This window comes from Pseudomonas sp. 8Z (genome assembly GCF_902506535.1).
Classification (GTDB): domain Bacteria; phylum Pseudomonadota; class Gammaproteobacteria; order Pseudomonadales; family Pseudomonadaceae; genus Aquipseudomonas.
Window position 1 is genome coordinate 1406413 of record NZ_LR733827.1, and the last position, 15602, is coordinate 1422014.

The window sequence follows — 15602 nt, forward strand, 5'->3', positions numbered from 1 at the left end:
CTCAAACCAGGATCAGGTTATCGCGGTGCACCAGCTCGGGCTCATCCACGTAACCCAGTAATTTCTCGATGGCATCGGATGGCTGGCCGATGATCTTCTGCGCCTCCAGAGCACTGTAGTTAGCCAGGCCGCGGGCAATCTCGCGGCCTTCCTGATCGACGCACACCACCATCTCGCCACGGCGGAAGCTACCCTGCACGGCCTTCACACCGACCGGCAGCAGGCTCTTGTGATCCTGCTTGAGTGCCTTGACCGCCCCCGCATCCAGCACCAGAGTGCCGCGCGTTTGCAGATGCCCCGCCAGCCACTGTTTGCGCGCCGCCAGCAGGCTACGCTCGGGGGCCAGCAGCGTGCCCAGACGCTCGCCGCTCTTGAGGCGGGCCAATACCTGCTCGATAGCACCACCGACGATGACCGTGTACGCGCCGGAACGCGCGGCCAGGCGCGAGGCACGCAGCTTGGTCTGCATGCCGCCACGGCCCAGCGCACCACCGACGCCCCCAGCCACGGCGTCCAGAGCCGGATCGTCGGCACGCGCTTCGAAGATCAGCTCGGCATCTGGGTTGTGGCGCGGGTCGGCGTTGTACATGCCGTCGCGGTCAGTGAGGATCACCAGCAGGTCGGCTTCCACCAGATTGGCCACCAGCGCGGCCAGGGTATCGTTGTCGCCGAAGCGAATCTCGTCGGTAACCACGGTGTCGTTCTCGTTGATCACCGGGATCACGTCGAGATTCACCAGCGTACGCAGAGTGCTGCGCGCGTTGAGGTAACGCTTGCGATCGGACAGGTCGTCATGGGTCAGCAGGATCTGCGCGGTACGCATGCCATGCTCGGCAAAGCTCGATTCCCAGGCTTGTACCAGGGCCATCTGACCGATGGCGGCGGCGGCCTGCAACTCGTGCATCGCGCTAGGTCGGCTGGTCCAGCCCAGGCGGCTCATACCGGCCGCCACCGCGCCGGAGGACACCAGCACCAGTTCCACGCCTTGCTCACGCAGCGCGACCATCTGCTTGACCCACACAGCCATGGCCGCGCGATCCAGCCCGCGCCCGTCGGCGGTCAGCAAGGCACTGCCAATCTTCACCACCCAGCGCTGCGCACCGGTCACCTTGTCACGCATGATCTTCCAACCTTAGCCAGAAAACGATGGGCTCCAGCCCACCTACAAAAACGCCGCAATTAAGCGGCGTTGGAAATTTGCTTAATCCCGGACGTAAAAGATTTCCGGGCCGTCGTCATCTTCATCATCGAAGAAGTCATCGTCTTCGTCGATATCGTCGACGCTGCGCACACCCGATTTACGCAGTGCGCGCTGGTCATCCATGGCCTGCAGACGGGCACGCGCCTCGTCCTCGATGCGTTGATCCAGCTCGGCCAGCTCTTCGGCGAAGACCGGATCCTCGGCGATGCGCTCACCGCGCACCTCCAGGTAATGCATGATGTCGCGACAGATACGCTCGGTGCCGTCGCGGCTGATGGCCGATACCACGTAGACCGGGCCTTCCCAGTTCAGACGGGCGACGATATCGGCCTTGCGTGCCTCGCGCTCCTCTTCGGGAATCTGATCCATCTTGTTCAGCACCAACCAGCGATCACGCTCGGCCAGCGCCGGGCTGAAACGGCCCAGCTCGTCGATGATCACCTGCGCAGCCTCGGCCGGATCGCTCTCGTCCAGCGGCGCCATGTCCACCAGGTGCAGCAGCAGGCGCGTGCGCGCCAGGTGCTTGAGGAAGCGGATACCCAGGCCGGCACCTTCCGATGCGCCCTCGATCAGACCGGGAATATCAGCCACGACGAAGCTCTTGAAGCGGTCGACGCTAACCACACCGAGGTTCGGCACCAAGGTTGTGAAGGGGTAATCGGCAACCTTCGGCTTGGCAGCCGATACGGCGCGAATGAAGGTGCTCTTGCCGGCATTGGGCAGGCCCAGTAGGCCGACGTCAGCCAACACCTTCAATTCCAGCTTGAGGTCACGCTGATCACCCGGCTTACCTGGCGTAGTCTGCCGTGGCGCACGGTTGGTGCTGGACTTGAAGCGGGTGTTGCCCAGGCCGTGCCAGCCGCCCTGAGCGACCATCAGGCGCTGACCGGCCTTGACCAGATCACCGATGACTTCCTGAGTGGCGACGTCGATCACCGTGGTACCGACCGGCACCGGCAGGATCAGATCCTCACCCTTGGCGCCAGTACAATCGGTGCTGCCGCCTTTCTCGCCGTTCTGGGCGAAGAATTTGCGGGTGTAGCGGTAGTCGATCAGGGTGTTGAGGTTCTCGTCGGCTTCGAGAAACACCGAGCCACCGTCACCGCCGTCGCCCCCGTTGGGACCACCTTTTTCGATGAACTTCTCACGGCGGAAGCTCATCATGCCGTTACCACCGTCACCGGCTTTTACAAATATCGATACTTCGTCGACGAATTTCATCAGTCTGCCTCCCGCATTGCATACGGGCTGGGGGAACGCTTGCCGAATCATCCAGAACTAGCGGATTGGGCAAGCGCACCAAAGATACACAAATAAAAAAAACGCCTGTCGCGTTTTAAACGTCGCTGGCCAACCATAGACGGCGAACCAATAAAAAAGCCCCGTCCTACGGACAGGGCTTTTCCAGCGCGTAGGCGATTAGGCCTGAACGACGCTGACGTAGCGACGGCCGAAAGCGCCCTTCACTTCGAACTTGATCACACCTTCGACTTTAGCGAAGAGGGTGTGGTCTTTGCCGATGCCCACACCGACGCCGGCGTGGAACTGGGTGCCGCGCTGACGCACGATGATGTTGCCGGCCTTGATAGCCTGGCCACCGTACATTTTCACGCCAAGGCGTTTACTTTCGGAATCGCGGCCGTTACGGGTAGAACCGCCAGCTTTTTTGTGTGCCATGAGTCAATACTCCTATAAAGGGATCGGGGCCGACGAATCAGGCCTGGATGCCGGTGATTTTGATCTCAGTGAACCACTGACGGTGGCCCTGACGCTTCATGTGGTGCTTACGACGACGGAACTTGATGATACGAACCTTGTCGTGACGGCCTTGCGAAACAACTTCGGCAACCACTTTGGCGCCGTCTACGACCGGAGCACCGATCTTGACGTCATCGCCATTGGCGACCAGCAGAACGCGGTCGAAGGTGATGGCTTCACCGGTAGCGACTTCGAGCTTCTCGACTTTCAGGAACTCGCCTTCGGCAACTTTGTATTGCTTGCCACCGGTAACAATTACTGCGTACATGGTAAATCTCCGTTGATCCTGCTCACCCAGCGCTTTAGAAGCATCATTATTGGCTGGCATGGCTGCTCGGGGCCGGAAGTGACACCCTTGCAATTGCGTAAGGCAGGGAAATGCCCAGGGGAAGTTCTAGGGTGCGCGATTGTACGCAGGCAAGCTGCAAGCTGCAAGCTGCAAGCTGCAAGCTGCAAGCTGCAAGCTGCAAGCTGCAAGCTGCAAGCTGCAAGCTGCAAGCTGCAAGCTAAGCACAGTGTGAAGTAGCTCGGCGCATGGACAAGCGCTTTTCTGCTTCTAACCTGCAGCCTGCGGCCTGTAGCCTATGGCCGCTTCCTTGACAGCCCCTACCCCTCCACCTAGCATGCCGCGCAGTTTAGAAGGAGTACGCTTTGTCGATGCAACCCCAGGCTTTCTACCGCGTGGTAGCGGACGATTTCACCGCCGTCGATGGCATCATTCGCCAGCAGGTGGTTTCCCGCGTGCCGCTGGTGGAAAAGATCGGCGACTATATCATCTCCGCCGGCGGTAAGCGCCTGCGTCCGCTACTGGTGTTGCTGAGCGGGCGTGCACTGGGTTATCAGGCCGACGACCTGCGCCTGCTGGCCGCCACCATCGAATTCCTGCACACCGCCACCCTCTTGCACGACGACGTAGTCGATATGTCCGACATGCGCCGTGGCCGCAGCACCGCCAATGCGCAATGGGGTAACGCCCCGAGCGTACTGGTGGGTGACTTCCTTTATTCACGCTCGTTCGAAATGATGGTTGAGCTCGGCTCGATGCCGGTCATGCAGATCCTCTCCCGCGCAACCCGCGTGATTGCCGAAGGCGAAGTGTTGCAACTGTCCAAGGTGCGCGACGCCAGCACCACGGAAGAGACCTACATGGAAGTCATTCGCGGCAAAACCGCGATGCTGTTCGAGGCCTCCACCCATGCCGCCGCCGCCCTGGCCGGCGCCAACGAAGCACAACGCGAAGCCTTGCGCACCTTTGGCGACCATCTGGGCATCGCCTTCCAACTGGTCGACGACCTGCTCGACTACAAGGGCGACGCCGCCGAGCTGGGCAAGAATGTCGGTGACGACCTGGCCGAAGGCAAGCCGACTCTACCGCTGATCTACACCATGCGCGAAGGCAGCGAGGAGCAGGCCGCCCTGGTGCGTCGTGCGATTCAGAAAGGTGGCATCGAAGACCTGGAAAGCATCCGCGCCGCCGTGGACGCCGCAGGCGCCTTGGATTACACCGCACAACTCGCCCGCGACTACGCCGAACGCGCTATCGCCTGCCTGAACGTGCTGCCTGCTGGTGAATATCGCGACGCACTGGTCGAGTTGAGCCACTTCGCCGTCGCGCGTACGCACTAATCGAGACAGGTAGCCCGCAGCAATCCGGGGCGGCTTACGGGATATAGCCATTCCCGGATTACATCCGAGCTACGGACTCGCGATACACAGCGCTGGCACAAACAAAAACGCCCCGAACCAGTCGGGGCGTTTTTCATTTCGGCGCTGTGGATTACAGACGCAGGCCGCCGTCCAGCTCCAGGATGCGACCGGTGTAGTAGTCGTTCTCCAGGATATAGGCCACCGAGTGAGCGATCTCGGCCGGTTTTCCCATGCGCTTGAGCGGAATACCGGATGTCATCTTCTCCAACGCTTCCGGTTTCATGCTGCCGGTCATCTCGGTCTCGATAAACCCCGGCGCCACACCCGCAACGCGAATTCCGTAGCGCGCCAGCTCCTTGGCCCAAACCACGGTATCGGCGGCGACGCCAGCCTTGGCTGCCGAATAATTGGCCTGGCCGATATTTCCAGCGCGGGAAATGGAGGAGATATTGACGATCGCGCCTTCGTTCTTCAGCTCGATCATCTTCGCCGCCACCTCACGGGTGCAGAGAAACACGCCGGTCAGGTTGACATCGATCACCGATTGCCACTGCGTCAGACTCATCTTGGTCATCTCGCCATCCTTCACCCGAATGGTCAGACCATCGCGCAGGATACCGGCGTTGTTGACCAGGCCGTTGATGGCGCCGAAGTCCTCGGCCACCTGAGCGACCATGTGCGTGACCTGCTCTTCATTGGCCACGTTGCACAGGTAGGCCCGAGCATCGCCCCCCGCCGCCTTGCAGGCCGCCACGGCCTCGTCAAGTTTTTCCTGGTTCAGATCGACCAGTGCCAGCTTGGCGCCCTTGGCCGCCAGGTATTCGCCCATGGCACGGCCCAGCCCCTGGCAACCGCCGGTGATGATGATGACCTTGTCTTTGAGTTGCATCGTTTACATCCCCTAGAGTGCAGCATCTGTAAGCCCCGCCGGCGCCCCAAACCGCTATGCTAGGGCATCTGTCCGTTTATGACGGATCTTCTGCAGGGAGTCATAAAGTGAGCGTTAAAGCTGGCAAGCATGCACGAGAATTACTACTCAAGGAATACCGAGGCGTGCTCAGCACCCACTCCAAAGCAATGCCGGGCTTCCCGTTCGGATCGATAGTGCCCTACTGCCTGGATACTCAGGGCTACCCACTCATCCTTATCAGTCGCATCGCCCAACACACCCACAACCTCAAGCAGGACACCAAGTGCTCGTTACTGATTGGCGAGCGCGGCGCAGAGGATGTGCAGGCAGCAGGTCGCCTCACTCTGCTCGCCGAAGCACGACAGTTACATGACGAAGAGCAAATCGAAGCGGCCGCACAGCGTTATTACCGCTTTTTCCCCCAGTCGCGCGACTACCATCGGGCGCATGATTTCGATTTCTGGCGCCTGGAGCCGGTACGCTGGCGATTGATCGGCGGTTTTGGCGCCATTCACTGGCTCGATGAGGTCACCCAGGCCAATCCCTTCGCCGCTGACGGCAGCGAGGCCAGCATGGTCGAACACATGAATGCCGATCATGCCAACGCCATCGCCCACTACGTGCAACTGGCCGGGCTGCCCGACCATGAACCTGCCGAGATGGCCGGTGTCGACAGTGAAGGCTTCCACCTGCGCATTGGTCAGGGCCTGCATTGGCTGGCCTTTCCAACAGCCTGCAATAACCCTGGACAGGTGCGTGAAGCCCTGGTGGCGCTGGCCCGCGCCGACAAATGGCCTGAGCCCGGCAAGGCTTAAGCTTGAATTCAGGCCAATACCCCATATTTATTCCCTACTGGAAGCTTGCTTCCGCCTAGGATCCCAAAACCATGCGTGCGTTTCTGTTTCTCTTTTTGCTGTTCCCGATCATCGAACTGGCCGTACTGATCAAGGTCGGCAGCGCCATCGGCGTGCTGCCCACGGTGTTGCTGGTGATCGGTACCGGCATCCTCGGCAGCGTCCTGCTACGCGTAGCCGGGGTCGCCACGGCCTGGCGCGCTCGGGAAAAACTGGCGCGTGGCGAAATGCCCGAGCAAGAGATGCTCGAAGGCCTGCTGATCGCCGTCGGCGGTGGCTTGCTGTTGCTACCTGGCTTTATTAGCGACATCTTCGGCGTGCTCTGCCTGATCCCCTTCACCCGTCGCCTGCTGGTCGGCAAGATCCGCCGTCGTGCCCAGGAGCAAGCACAGCGCCAGCGAGCCTTCTTCGACGACGCCGCTGCGCGCACCGGTAAGACCCATCCCAACGTGCTCGAAGGCGAGTACGAGCGTCGCGACTGATCCCTCTCACGGGCGCTCATTCGCGGCGCCCGCGTTGCAAAAAATTTTCATCCCGCCCCCTTGAAATGCCCTTGCCCGCCCACATGTAGCAGTCACCGCAAGGTGCCCGCCCTCGAAGGCGGTCCAACTTTCGCGGTACGCCCAGCGTGCCGCTCCCGGCCTAGCCGGACTTTACAAACCCGCCGACCCGATAGCGTCGGCAAGTTGGCCATTCAATTGTTAGGAGAGATCGACAATGAAGCTTCGTCCTCTGCATGACCGCGTCGTGATCCGTCGCAGCGAAGAAGAGACCAAAACCGCTGGTGGCATCGTGCTGCCGGGCTCGGCCGCCGAGAAGCCGAACCAGGGTGAAGTCGTTGCCGTCGGTACCGGTAAGGTTCTGGACAACGGCGAAGTCCGTCCGCTGGCCGTCAAGGTCGGTGACAAAGTGGTATTCGGCCCGTACTCCGGCAGCAACACCGTCAAAGTCGACGGCGAAGACCTGCTGGTCATGGGCGAGCACGAAATCCTCGCTGTCATCGAAGCCTGATTCCGACGAATCTCCGTTTAACCTTCAAGAATTGAGGAGCAATCAACATGGCTGCTAAAGAAGTCAAGTTTGGCGATTCCGCCCGCAAGAAAATGCTCGTTGGCGTCAACGTACTGGCCGACGCCGTCAAAGCCACCCTCGGCCCGAAAGGCCGTAACGTGGTTCTGGCCAAATCCTTCGGCGCCCCGACCATCACCAAAGACGGTGTTTCGGTTGCCAAGGAAATCGAACTGAAAGACGCCTTCGAAAACATGGGCGCGCAACTGGTGAAAGACGTTGCCTCCAAGGCTAACGACGCTGCCGGTGACGGCACCACCACCGCTACCGTTCTGGCTCAAGCCATCGTCAACGAAGGCCTGAAGTCCGTCGCTGCCGGCATGAACCCGATGGATCTCAAGCGCGGCATCGACAAGGCCACCACCGCCATCGTTGCCCAACTGAAAGAGCTGGCCAAGCCGTGCACCGACTCCAAGGCTATCGCCCAGGTCGGCACCATCTCCGCCAACTCCGACAACTCCATCGGTGACATCATCGCCGAAGCGATGAACAAGGTCGGCAAAGAAGGCGTCATCACCGTTGAAGAAGGCTCGGGCCTGGAAAACGAACTGTCCGTCGTAGAAGGCATGCAGTTCGACCGTGGCTACCTGTCCCCCTACTTCATCAACAAGCCGGACACCATGGTCGCCGAGCTGGACAGCCCGCTGCTGCTGCTGGTCGACAAGAAGATCAGCAACATCCGCGAACTGCTGCCGGTTCTCGAAGCCGTTGCCAAAGCTGGCCGTCCGCTGCTGATCGTGGCTGAAGACGTCGAAGGCGAAGCCCTGGCTACCCTGGTCGTCAACAACATGCGTGGTATCGTCAAAGTCGCAGCCGTCAAGGCTCCGGGCTTCGGCGACCGCCGCAAGGCCATGCTGCAGGACATCGCCATTCTGACCGGCGGTACCGTCATCTCCGAAGAAGTTGGCCTGTCCCTGGAAGGCGCCACCCTGGAGCACCTGGGTAACGCCAAGCGCGTCGTGCTGAACAAGGACAACACCACCATCATCGATGGCGCTGGTGCCCAGGTCGACATCGAAGCCCGCGTTGCGCAGATCCGCAAGCAGGTCGAAGAAACCTCTTCCGACTACGACAAAGAGAAACTGCAAGAGCGTCTGGCCAAACTGGCTGGCGGTGTTGCCGTGATCAAGGTTGGCGCTGCCACCGAAGTCGAGATGAAAGAGAAGAAAGCTCGCGTTGAAGACGCCCTGCACGCTACCCGCGCAGCCGTCGAAGAAGGCGTGGTGCCTGGCGGTGGCGTAGCCCTGGTGCGCGCTCTGCAGGCCATCGACGGCCTGAAAGGCGACAACGAAGACCAGAACGTCGGTATCGCTCTGCTGCGTCGCGCTGTCGAAGCGCCGCTGCGTCAGATCGTTTCCAACGCCGGCGGCGAGCCGAGCGTAGTGGTCGACAAGGTCAAGCAAGGTTCGGGCAACTTCGGTTTCAACGCTGCTACCGATACCTACGGCGACATGATCGAGATGGGTATTCTCGACCCGGCTAAGGTTACCCGTTCGGCCCTGCAAGCGGCTGCCTCCATCGGCGGCCTGATGATCACCACCGAGGCCATGGTTGCCGACGCGGCTGACGACAAGGCTCCGGCCATGCCTGATATGGGCGGCATGGGCGGTATGGGTGGCATGGGCGGCATGATGTAAGCCGACCGGCTCCCTCGCTATAAAAGAACCCCGCGCTTGTCGCGGGGTTTTTTATAGGTTCTGGAATGAGCTTTGCTTGTATTTTTCGACCGGTTCGCCCCTGCGCACCATGGACGATCAAGCAAAAGAAGAAGAACAACATGCCCATCAGCATTTCACACGACATCCCCGAAGATACCTTCCAAGAGTGGTGGCAACGCCAAGGCGAGTGGGTCGAAGAGCCCAATGTCCGTCGTGGTGGTGAGAGCGGCGTACAACGCCTGCTAGAGCGCGGCAGCGTGCTCTATGCCAAACGCCAGATTGGCCATGTCTACCGCAGCCTGCTGCACCCCTTCGGGCGCCTGACCATACTTCGAGAACGCGCCGCTCTGCTCGCGCTGGACAAACTGGGTGTTCCCGTACCGCGCCTGGTCTATTGCGGTATCGACAATCATCCAGAGCAAGGCTGGCGTGGCGTTCTGGTCACCGAAGCGCTGGAAGGCTTCGAGCATGTCGAGCAATGGTATGCCAAAGGCGGGCGCGAGGCCTGTGGCGAAGCCAAGCATGCCCTGCTGATGCAACAAATCGGTGCAACCCTGGCACGAATGAACCTTGGCCGCTGGCAACATGGCTGCCTCTACGCCAAGCACGTGTTCGTGCGTATGGGCGGCGAGCACCCCCAGGTTGCCCTGCTTGACCTCGAAAAGAGCCGCCAGCGCCTTAGCCGATCGCGCGCTGCACGCCACGATCTGCGGCAGTTGCGTAGGCATAGCCCCTGGAGCGATGAAGACTGGCAACAGCTTCTGATGGGCTACGCTCGGGTCTATCCAGGCGGCTTGAAAGGCCTCTGATACGCCACCTGGCAAACTTGTCATCAGGCGGTAACCTTACGTCGGGAAACTTTTGAGTCGATCAATGATCGACTAGGGTTACCAAAGAGCGTTCGGCAGCGCCATCAAAGGGTTAGCAAAATGAAGCTAGAAATCGCTAGAGGTCTATTTCTCGTTGTTGCCCTTGGCATCACGGCCGCTGCAGCCGCGGCCTGGCAGCAGCCCGGTCCACGCGTACTGGAAGGCCGAGACTGCAGTACAACACCGTGCTCCATCCCTCTCGTACGCAAGCAGGTGCAAACGGATATCCAACCAGATGCCAACCTGCTTCTAGTCATGTTCGGCCTGCAAACGGCCATGAAAGGCGAACAGTAGCGCACCAAGATGGGCTGAGCAGCGCCCGCACAGCCCACCGCAATGCCCCTCCCCGCACAGGTTGCTGTGCTTCTGAACGCTCGTATAAAGGGCGCATCTATAAGAGCTGGCGAGGCAGCCAGCCCAACACTGACAGCGGCCTTGCAAATACAGGCGAGAAACGGTCGAAGTCGTGCTCGACCTCACGAGTTGCACATGAGCATTTTGATGGGGCGCCTAGCTCGGACTCGCGTGAGCCTGTTTTTAAAGCAGTGATGGCAACGCAGATCATTTTTAGAGGGCCCTCCCCCCGAACGACTGCATAGTGGCGTTTTAGAGCGCTCCATTCAGTTTTGGTTAAGTAAGAATCCTTATCGTTGCCCTGTAAGTGACCAACAAGTCACTGGCGTTTGGTCCGCAGTCGAGAACGTCACTCATGAATAGGACAGGAGATTCAACGATGAGCTCAACCGCTTCCCAAACCGGTAGCACCCTGCGCCCCGTACCCAAGGATCAGGCCCAGGCCGCTCTGCACCAACTCGTGCAAGGCTTTCGGCGTTTCCGCCAGGAGGTCTACCCGCAGCAGCAGGCGTTGTTCAAGCGCCTGGCCTCGGCGCAATCGCCCAGCGCCATGTTCATCACCTGCGCCGACTCGCGCATCGTCCCCGAGCTGATCACCCAGAGCGACCCCGGCACCCTGTTCGTCACCCGTAACGTGGGCAATGTGGTGCCGCCCTATGGGCAGATGAACGGCGGCGTTTCCACCGCAATCGAGTACGCGGTACTGGCGCTCGGCGTGCAGCACATTATCGTCTGCGGCCACTCCGACTGCGGCGCGATGAAAGCCGTGCTCAACCCGGCCAGCCTCGACGGCATGCCCACGGTGCGCGCCTGGCTGCGCCATGCCGAAGTGGCGCGCAGCGTCGTGGCGGACAACTGCAGTTGCGGCAGCGCCCATGAAACCCTTGGTGTGCTGACCGAAGAAAACGTGGTCGCCCAGCTCGATCACCTGCGCACCCACCCCTCGGTCGCCGCACGCCTGGCCAGCGGCCAGTTGCACATTCACGGCTGGGTCTACGACATCGACAGCGGTGGTATTCGTGCCTACGACGCCGCGTCGGGCAGCTTCCTGGCGCTCGATGGCGACGAGCAGCCCTGCGCCACCCCGCAACCTCGCTACGCCAGCGCCTGACCCACCCATTTCCCCATGCCTGCGTCGGTGACAGCGCGGGCATGGGCTGTTTTTGCCCGCGAAATGGGCAAGGAGAAGATGACATCATGAATGTATTTCGCACACTGCCACGGGACGCGCTGGCGTCCGTGGTGGTCTTTCTCGTCGCCCTGCCGCTGTGCATGGGCATCGCCATCGCCTCCGGCATGCCACCGGCCAAGGGCCTGATCACCGGCATCATCGGCGGCCTGGTGGTCGGTTTCATTGCAGGCGCACCACTGCAGGTCAGCGGCCCGGCAGCCGGTCTGGCGGTGCTGGTATTCGAGCTGGTTCGCACCCACGGCATGGCTGCGCTCGGCCCGGTGCTGCTGCTGGCCGGTTTGATTCAGCTCGTCGCAGGCAGCCTACGTCTGGGCGGCTGGTTCCGCGTCACGGCGCCGGCGGTGGTTTACGGCATGCTCGCCGGTATCGGTATCCTCATCGTGCTATCGCAAGTGCATGTGATGATCGATGCCGCGCCGCAGGCCTCCGGTCTGGATAACCTGCTGGCCTTCCCCGGTGCGGTGCTCGATGCCTTCAGCCTGTCCGGGGGCAACGCGATGATTGCCGGCGTGGTTGGTCTCGGCACCATCGCCAGCATCTGGTTGTGGGAGCGTTTTCGCCCGGCGCCCTTGCGCTTTCTGCCCGGCGCCCTGGTCGGCGTGACCCTCGCCACACTGATCAGCCTGTGGATGACGCTACCGGTAAAACGTGTGGAACTGCCAGCCAACCTCGGCGATGCCATCGACTGGATCACCCCGCAAGGGCTGGCCAGCCTGGCCGACCCGCAACTGCTTATCGCCGCCCTGGCCCTGGCCTTTATCGCCAGCGCCGAGACGCTGCTGTCCGCCGCGGCCGTCGACCGCATGCACGACGGCGAGCGTGCCCGCTTCAATCGCGAACTGTCGGCTCAGGGCATCGGTAACATACTCTGCGGCGCAGTGGGTGCACTGCCAATGACCGGCGTGATTGTGCGCAGCTCGGCCAATGTGCAGGCCGGCGCACGCAGCCGTACCTCGACCATCCTCCATGGTGCCTGGCTGCTGGCCCTGGTTGCCCTGCTGCCTGGCGTGCTGCAAAGCATCCCGGTGGCCAGCCTCGGCGCGGTACTGGTCTACACCGGCTGCAAGCTGGTCGACCCCAAGGCCATGCGCAACCTCGGCCAGTATGGGCGCGCACCGGTGTTCATCTATATCGCCACGGCGCTGTGCATCGTCTTCACCGACCTGCTGACAGGCGTGCTGGTGGGCTTCGGCCTGACACTGCTGAAACTGGTGTGGAACGCCTCGCGCCTGCGCGTGAAGTTGGTGCCCACCGGCCCCGACAGCGCCGAGCTGCGCATGAGCGGCGCCGCCACCTTCCTGCGCGTGCCGCAACTGGCCAAGCTGCTGGCCAGCGTTGAACCTGGCACCCGCGTGCACCTGAGCCTGGCACGGGTCAGCTACATCGACCACGCCTGCATGGAACTGCTGGAAGACTGGGGGCGCTCGGCCCGCGCCCAGGGCGGCGGGCTGGAGATTGTCGAAGGCGCTGCGCTGAAACGGCGCGTGGAAGGTCGGCAACGAACGGCACTAGCCTGACCGCTGCACATTGCGCATGGTGGCACATACAGATCAGGCGAAATCAGCCACTCTATTGAGTAGCGATCCCTGATCTGGAGCCCACCATGCGCCTCACCCACCTGTTTACTCTCGCCCTGCTACTCAACCTTGGCGCCTGTGGCGCGGGTGAAACCGCCGCCACCGCCAGCCTGCAAGCGCAGCAGGCCCAAAAGGCCCAGCAGCAGATGCAGCAGCTCAAACAGCAAATCGACCAGGCCAACGCGACCAACAATCAGCGCCTGCAAGAGGCGCTGAAGCAGACTCAATAGCAGCGGCTGTTAGCAACCTGAACGGCAGCCGTCCGTAGGCCATAAAGGCCGCAAAGCCTGGAACCAACGAAACAGCGAAAAGTCTGCAACACAGGCGTATAACTCACGCCAGCACTCTAGGTGGCAGACACCCCGGAGTTCCCTCTGTCAAAACATCGCGGAACCCACACTTTATGGATTGGCACCAAGCCCTTAGCGACAGCCTGATCTGGCTGGCCATCGCCTCACTTTGCACACTCATCGGTTTTACCCTCACCGCCTTCGCCCTGGTGCGGTTCACCCGCTGGGGTCGGCAATTCTGGCAAATCGCTGGGCCCTACCTGAGCCCGCGCAACAGTTGGCGCCCGCTGCTGACCTTCACCTTGCTCCTGCTGCTGTCGCTATTTGCGGTACGCATGAACGTGCTGTTTTCCTTCTGGTACAACGGCTTCTACAGCGCCCTGCAGGAGCTGGATCAGCAAGCGTTCTGGTTCATGCTTGGCATCTTCGCCATCCTCGCCAGCATCCACGTGGCGCGGGCGCTGTTCGACTTCTACGTCAACCAGGCGCTGAGCATCCACTGGCGTACCTGGCTCAACCAGCGCCTGACCGATGACTGGCTCAAGGGCGATGCCTACTACCGAGGCCAGTTCCTCGACCAGCCCATCGACAACCCCGATCAGCGTATCGAACTGGACGTCGCCGCCTTCGTCAGTGGCTCGCTCAAGCTCTCGCTCGGCGCCGTCAGCTCGCTGGTTTCGCTGGTAGCCTTCAGCGCCATTCTCTGGGGGCTGTCCGCGCCGCTGACGGTCGCGGGCGTGGAAATCCCACGGGCCATGGTGTTCGCCGTGTACATCTACGTGATCATCGCCACGTTGATCGCCTTCCGCCTCGGCCGCCCGCTGATCCGCCTGAACTTCCTCAACGAACAGCGCTCGGCCAACTTCCGTTACGCCCTGGTGCGCCTGCGTGAATACGCCGAGAACGTCGCCTTCTACCAGGGCCGCGACGTCGAGCGGCGCACATTGCTTGGCCGCTTCAGCGCACTGGTGGAAAACCTCTGGGCGCTGGTCTATCGAAGCCTGAAGTTCGACGGCTTCAACCTCGGCGTCAGCCAGGTAGCCGTGGTCTTCCCCTTCATCCTCCAGGCGCCGCGCTTCTTCAGCGGCGCCATCAAGCTCGGCGACGTGATGCAAACCGCGCAGGCCTTCGGCCAGGTGCAGGACGCCCTGTCGTTCTTCCGCAGCAGCTACGACACCTTCGCCCAATACCGCGCCACCCTCGACCGCCTGAGCGGCCTACTCGACGCCAACCAGCAGGCCCGCGATCTGCCGCACGTCACCACCAGCGCCAAGACTAGCGGCCTGCACGTCGAAAACCTGCACCTGCAACGCCCCGATGGCCAACGGCTGGTCGACGGCCTCAACCTCGACCTGCACGCGGGACAGGCCCTGCTGGTACGCGGCCCCTCCGGCTGCGGCAAGACCACCCTACTGCGCGCCCTCGCCGGCCTCTGGCCCTACGCCGCCGGCCAGGTAGCGCGACCCACCGGGCACCAGGCGCTGTTCCTCGCGCAACGCCCGTACCTGCCGCTGGGCGACCTGCGCAGCGCCCTCGCCTACCCCGCTGAACCAGACGACGACAGCGCACGTATGCAACAGGTGCTGGAGCAAGTGTGCCTACCGCACCTGGCTAATCGCCTGGATGAACCCGGCGACTGGAGCCGCGTATTGTCCCTGGGTGAACAACAACGCCTGGCCTTCGCCCGCCTGCTCTACAACCGCCCGGCGGTGGCCTTCCTCGACGAATCCAGCTCGGCGATGGACGAAGGCTTGGAACAGTCGCTCTACACCCTGCTACGCCGCGAACTGCCCGACACCCTGCTGATCAGCGTCGGCCACCGCCACACCCTAGCCGCCTTCCATAGCCACCAGCTCGACCTGGACGGCAAAGGCGCCTGGCAACTGAGCAGCCGCAACGGCTGATTCAACGCAAAGCGCCATAGCCTTTCGGGCTATGGCGCAGAGCCATCATTTCGCAGTAAGGTCGGTGCATCGCCTTCGCAAGGATGCACCATGGCCAACAAGCCCTCCCCCTCCCGCCAGCACAAACATCTTGCTGTTTTGATCGATGCGGATAGTGCGTTGGTCGTTATTGCTGAAAACTTTATTTAATCCGATAAAACGGTGGACAAGCTTCGCGTTGTCCACCCTACGCATACGCAGACTACTTGCTGTAGCTAGTAATGGCGCGCAACAGTCAGTTCGATTTGCAAGAACTTGGCACTACTGCGCCAAGAGGAAAG

The 15602-nt window shown here is 61.6% G+C and carries 15 protein-coding genes; 10 read left to right on the top strand and 5 right to left on the bottom strand.

All coding sequences use genetic code 11. From position 1 onward, the window contains the following. Position 1 precedes the first annotated feature (1 nt). From proB to rplU, 4 genes are all read right to left on the bottom strand, one after another. Positions 2 to 1120 (bottom strand): glutamate 5-kinase, encoded by a 1119-nt coding sequence (gene proB / locus AERO9A_RS19355; RefSeq protein ID WP_159973536.1) that lies wholly within the window; start codon positions 1118 to 1120, stop codon positions 2 to 4. An 81-nt stretch (positions 1121 to 1201) separates the two neighbouring features. Then, a complete protein-coding gene (cgtA, locus tag AERO9A_RS19360) occupies positions 1202 to 2422 on the bottom strand; it encodes an Obg family GTPase CgtA (protein ID WP_159973537.1) in 1221 nt (406 codons plus the stop codon). A 198-nt stretch (positions 2423 to 2620) separates the two neighbouring features. Next, positions 2621 to 2878 carry a 50S ribosomal protein L27 gene (gene rpmA, locus AERO9A_RS19365; protein ID WP_159973538.1) on the bottom strand — a complete coding sequence of 86 codons (258 nt, stop codon included), beginning with the start codon at positions 2876 to 2878 and terminating at the stop codon, positions 2621 to 2623. Between the two features lie 37 nt (positions 2879 to 2915). Next, entirely contained in the window at positions 2916 to 3227 is a 312-nt protein-coding gene (gene rplU, locus AERO9A_RS19370; protein ID WP_159973539.1) for a 50S ribosomal protein L21, read from the bottom strand. A gap of 389 nt (positions 3228 to 3616) precedes the next feature. On the opposite strand from rplU, the gene AERO9A_RS19375 reads away from it, so the two are divergent. Further along, positions 3617 to 4585 carry a polyprenyl synthetase family protein gene (locus AERO9A_RS19375; RefSeq protein WP_159974108.1) on the top strand — a complete coding sequence of 323 codons (969 nt, stop codon included), beginning with the start codon at positions 3617 to 3619 and terminating at the stop codon, positions 4583 to 4585. 151 nt (positions 4586 to 4736) lie between these two features. Here the strand turns inward: AERO9A_RS19375 and AERO9A_RS19380 are convergent, their stop codons facing one another. Then, on the bottom strand, positions 4737 to 5495 hold the full coding sequence (locus tag AERO9A_RS19380) for an SDR family oxidoreductase (protein ID WP_159973540.1): 759 nt from the start codon (positions 5493 to 5495) through the stop codon (positions 4737 to 4739). Positions 5496 to 5602: 107 nt separating this feature from the next. Here AERO9A_RS19380 and AERO9A_RS19385 point away from each other — a divergent pair, with 107 nt between their 5' ends. The 9 genes from AERO9A_RS19385 (at position 5603) to AERO9A_RS19425 (ending at position 15282) form a co-directional block, all read left to right on the top strand. Further along, positions 5603 to 6331: a HugZ family protein gene (locus AERO9A_RS19385; RefSeq protein WP_159973541.1), complete on the top strand. Its 729-nt coding sequence runs from the start codon at positions 5603 to 5605 to the stop codon at positions 6329 to 6331. A gap of 71 nt (positions 6332 to 6402) precedes the next feature. Further along, complete coding sequence (locus AERO9A_RS19390; protein ID WP_159973542.1) at positions 6403 to 6852, top strand: FxsA family protein; 450 nt, start codon at positions 6403 to 6405, stop codon at positions 6850 to 6852. 235 nt (positions 6853 to 7087) lie between these two features. Further along, complete coding sequence (locus AERO9A_RS19395; RefSeq protein ID WP_021700385.1) at positions 7088 to 7381, top strand: co-chaperone GroES; 294 nt, start codon at positions 7088 to 7090, stop codon at positions 7379 to 7381. Positions 7382 to 7428: 47 nt separating this feature from the next. Further along, positions 7429 to 9075 (top strand): chaperonin GroEL, encoded by a 1647-nt coding sequence (groL, locus tag AERO9A_RS19400; protein ID WP_159973543.1) that lies wholly within the window; start codon positions 7429 to 7431, stop codon positions 9073 to 9075. Between the two features lie 140 nt (positions 9076 to 9215). Continuing rightward, positions 9216 to 9905: a lipopolysaccharide kinase InaA family protein gene (locus tag AERO9A_RS19405; RefSeq protein ID WP_159973544.1), complete on the top strand. Its 690-nt coding sequence runs from the start codon at positions 9216 to 9218 to the stop codon at positions 9903 to 9905. A gap of 793 nt (positions 9906 to 10698) precedes the next feature. Further along, positions 10699 to 11430 (top strand): carbonic anhydrase, encoded by a 732-nt coding sequence (locus tag AERO9A_RS19410; protein ID WP_256666009.1) that lies wholly within the window; start codon positions 10699 to 10701, stop codon positions 11428 to 11430. 86 nt (positions 11431 to 11516) lie between these two features. Beyond that, positions 11517 to 13028 (top strand): SulP family inorganic anion transporter, encoded by a 1512-nt coding sequence (locus tag AERO9A_RS19415; protein WP_159973545.1) that lies wholly within the window; start codon positions 11517 to 11519, stop codon positions 13026 to 13028. Positions 13029 to 13114: 86 nt separating this feature from the next. Beyond that, entirely contained in the window at positions 13115 to 13318 is a 204-nt protein-coding gene (locus tag AERO9A_RS19420; protein ID WP_159973546.1) for a hypothetical protein, read from the top strand. A 173-nt stretch (positions 13319 to 13491) separates the two neighbouring features. Further along, positions 13492 to 15282, top strand: a complete 1791-nt coding sequence (locus tag AERO9A_RS19425) for an ABC transporter ATP-binding protein/permease (RefSeq protein WP_159973547.1) — start codon at positions 13492 to 13494, stop codon at positions 15280 to 15282. Positions 15283 to 15602 lie beyond the last annotated feature (320 nt).

Excerpts from the sequence above, each read along its gene's own strand:
- proB (WP_159973536.1), bottom strand. The coding sequence starts at position 1,120 with ATGCGTGACAAGGTGACCGGTGCGCAGCGCTGGGTGGTGAAGATTGGC.
- cgtA (WP_159973537.1), bottom strand. The coding sequence starts at position 2,422 with ATGAAATTCGTCGACGAAGTATCGATATTTGTAAAAGCCGGTGACGGT.
- rpmA (WP_159973538.1), bottom strand. The coding sequence starts at position 2,878 with ATGGCACACAAAAAAGCTGGCGGTTCTACCCGTAACGGCCGCGATTCC.
- rplU (WP_159973539.1), bottom strand. The coding sequence starts at position 3,227 with ATGTACGCAGTAATTGTTACCGGTGGCAAGCAATACAAAGTTGCCGAA.
- AERO9A_RS19375 (WP_159974108.1), top strand. The coding sequence starts at position 3,617 with ATGCAACCCCAGGCTTTCTACCGCGTGGTAGCGGACGATTTCACCGCC.
- AERO9A_RS19380 (WP_159973540.1), bottom strand. The coding sequence starts at position 5,495 with ATGCAACTCAAAGACAAGGTCATCATCATCACCGGCGGTTGCCAGGGG.
- AERO9A_RS19390 (WP_159973542.1), top strand. The coding sequence starts at position 6,403 with ATGCGTGCGTTTCTGTTTCTCTTTTTGCTGTTCCCGATCATCGAACTG.
- AERO9A_RS19395 (WP_021700385.1), top strand. The coding sequence starts at position 7,088 with ATGAAGCTTCGTCCTCTGCATGACCGCGTCGTGATCCGTCGCAGCGAA.
- groL (WP_159973543.1), top strand. The coding sequence starts at position 7,429 with ATGGCTGCTAAAGAAGTCAAGTTTGGCGATTCCGCCCGCAAGAAAATG.
- AERO9A_RS19405 (WP_159973544.1), top strand. The coding sequence starts at position 9,216 with ATGCCCATCAGCATTTCACACGACATCCCCGAAGATACCTTCCAAGAG.
- AERO9A_RS19410 (WP_256666009.1), top strand. The coding sequence starts at position 10,699 with ATGAGCTCAACCGCTTCCCAAACCGGTAGCACCCTGCGCCCCGTACCC.
- AERO9A_RS19415 (WP_159973545.1), top strand. The coding sequence starts at position 11,517 with ATGAATGTATTTCGCACACTGCCACGGGACGCGCTGGCGTCCGTGGTG.
- AERO9A_RS19420 (WP_159973546.1), top strand. The coding sequence starts at position 13,115 with ATGCGCCTCACCCACCTGTTTACTCTCGCCCTGCTACTCAACCTTGGC.
- AERO9A_RS19425 (WP_159973547.1), top strand. The coding sequence starts at position 13,492 with ATGGATTGGCACCAAGCCCTTAGCGACAGCCTGATCTGGCTGGCCATC.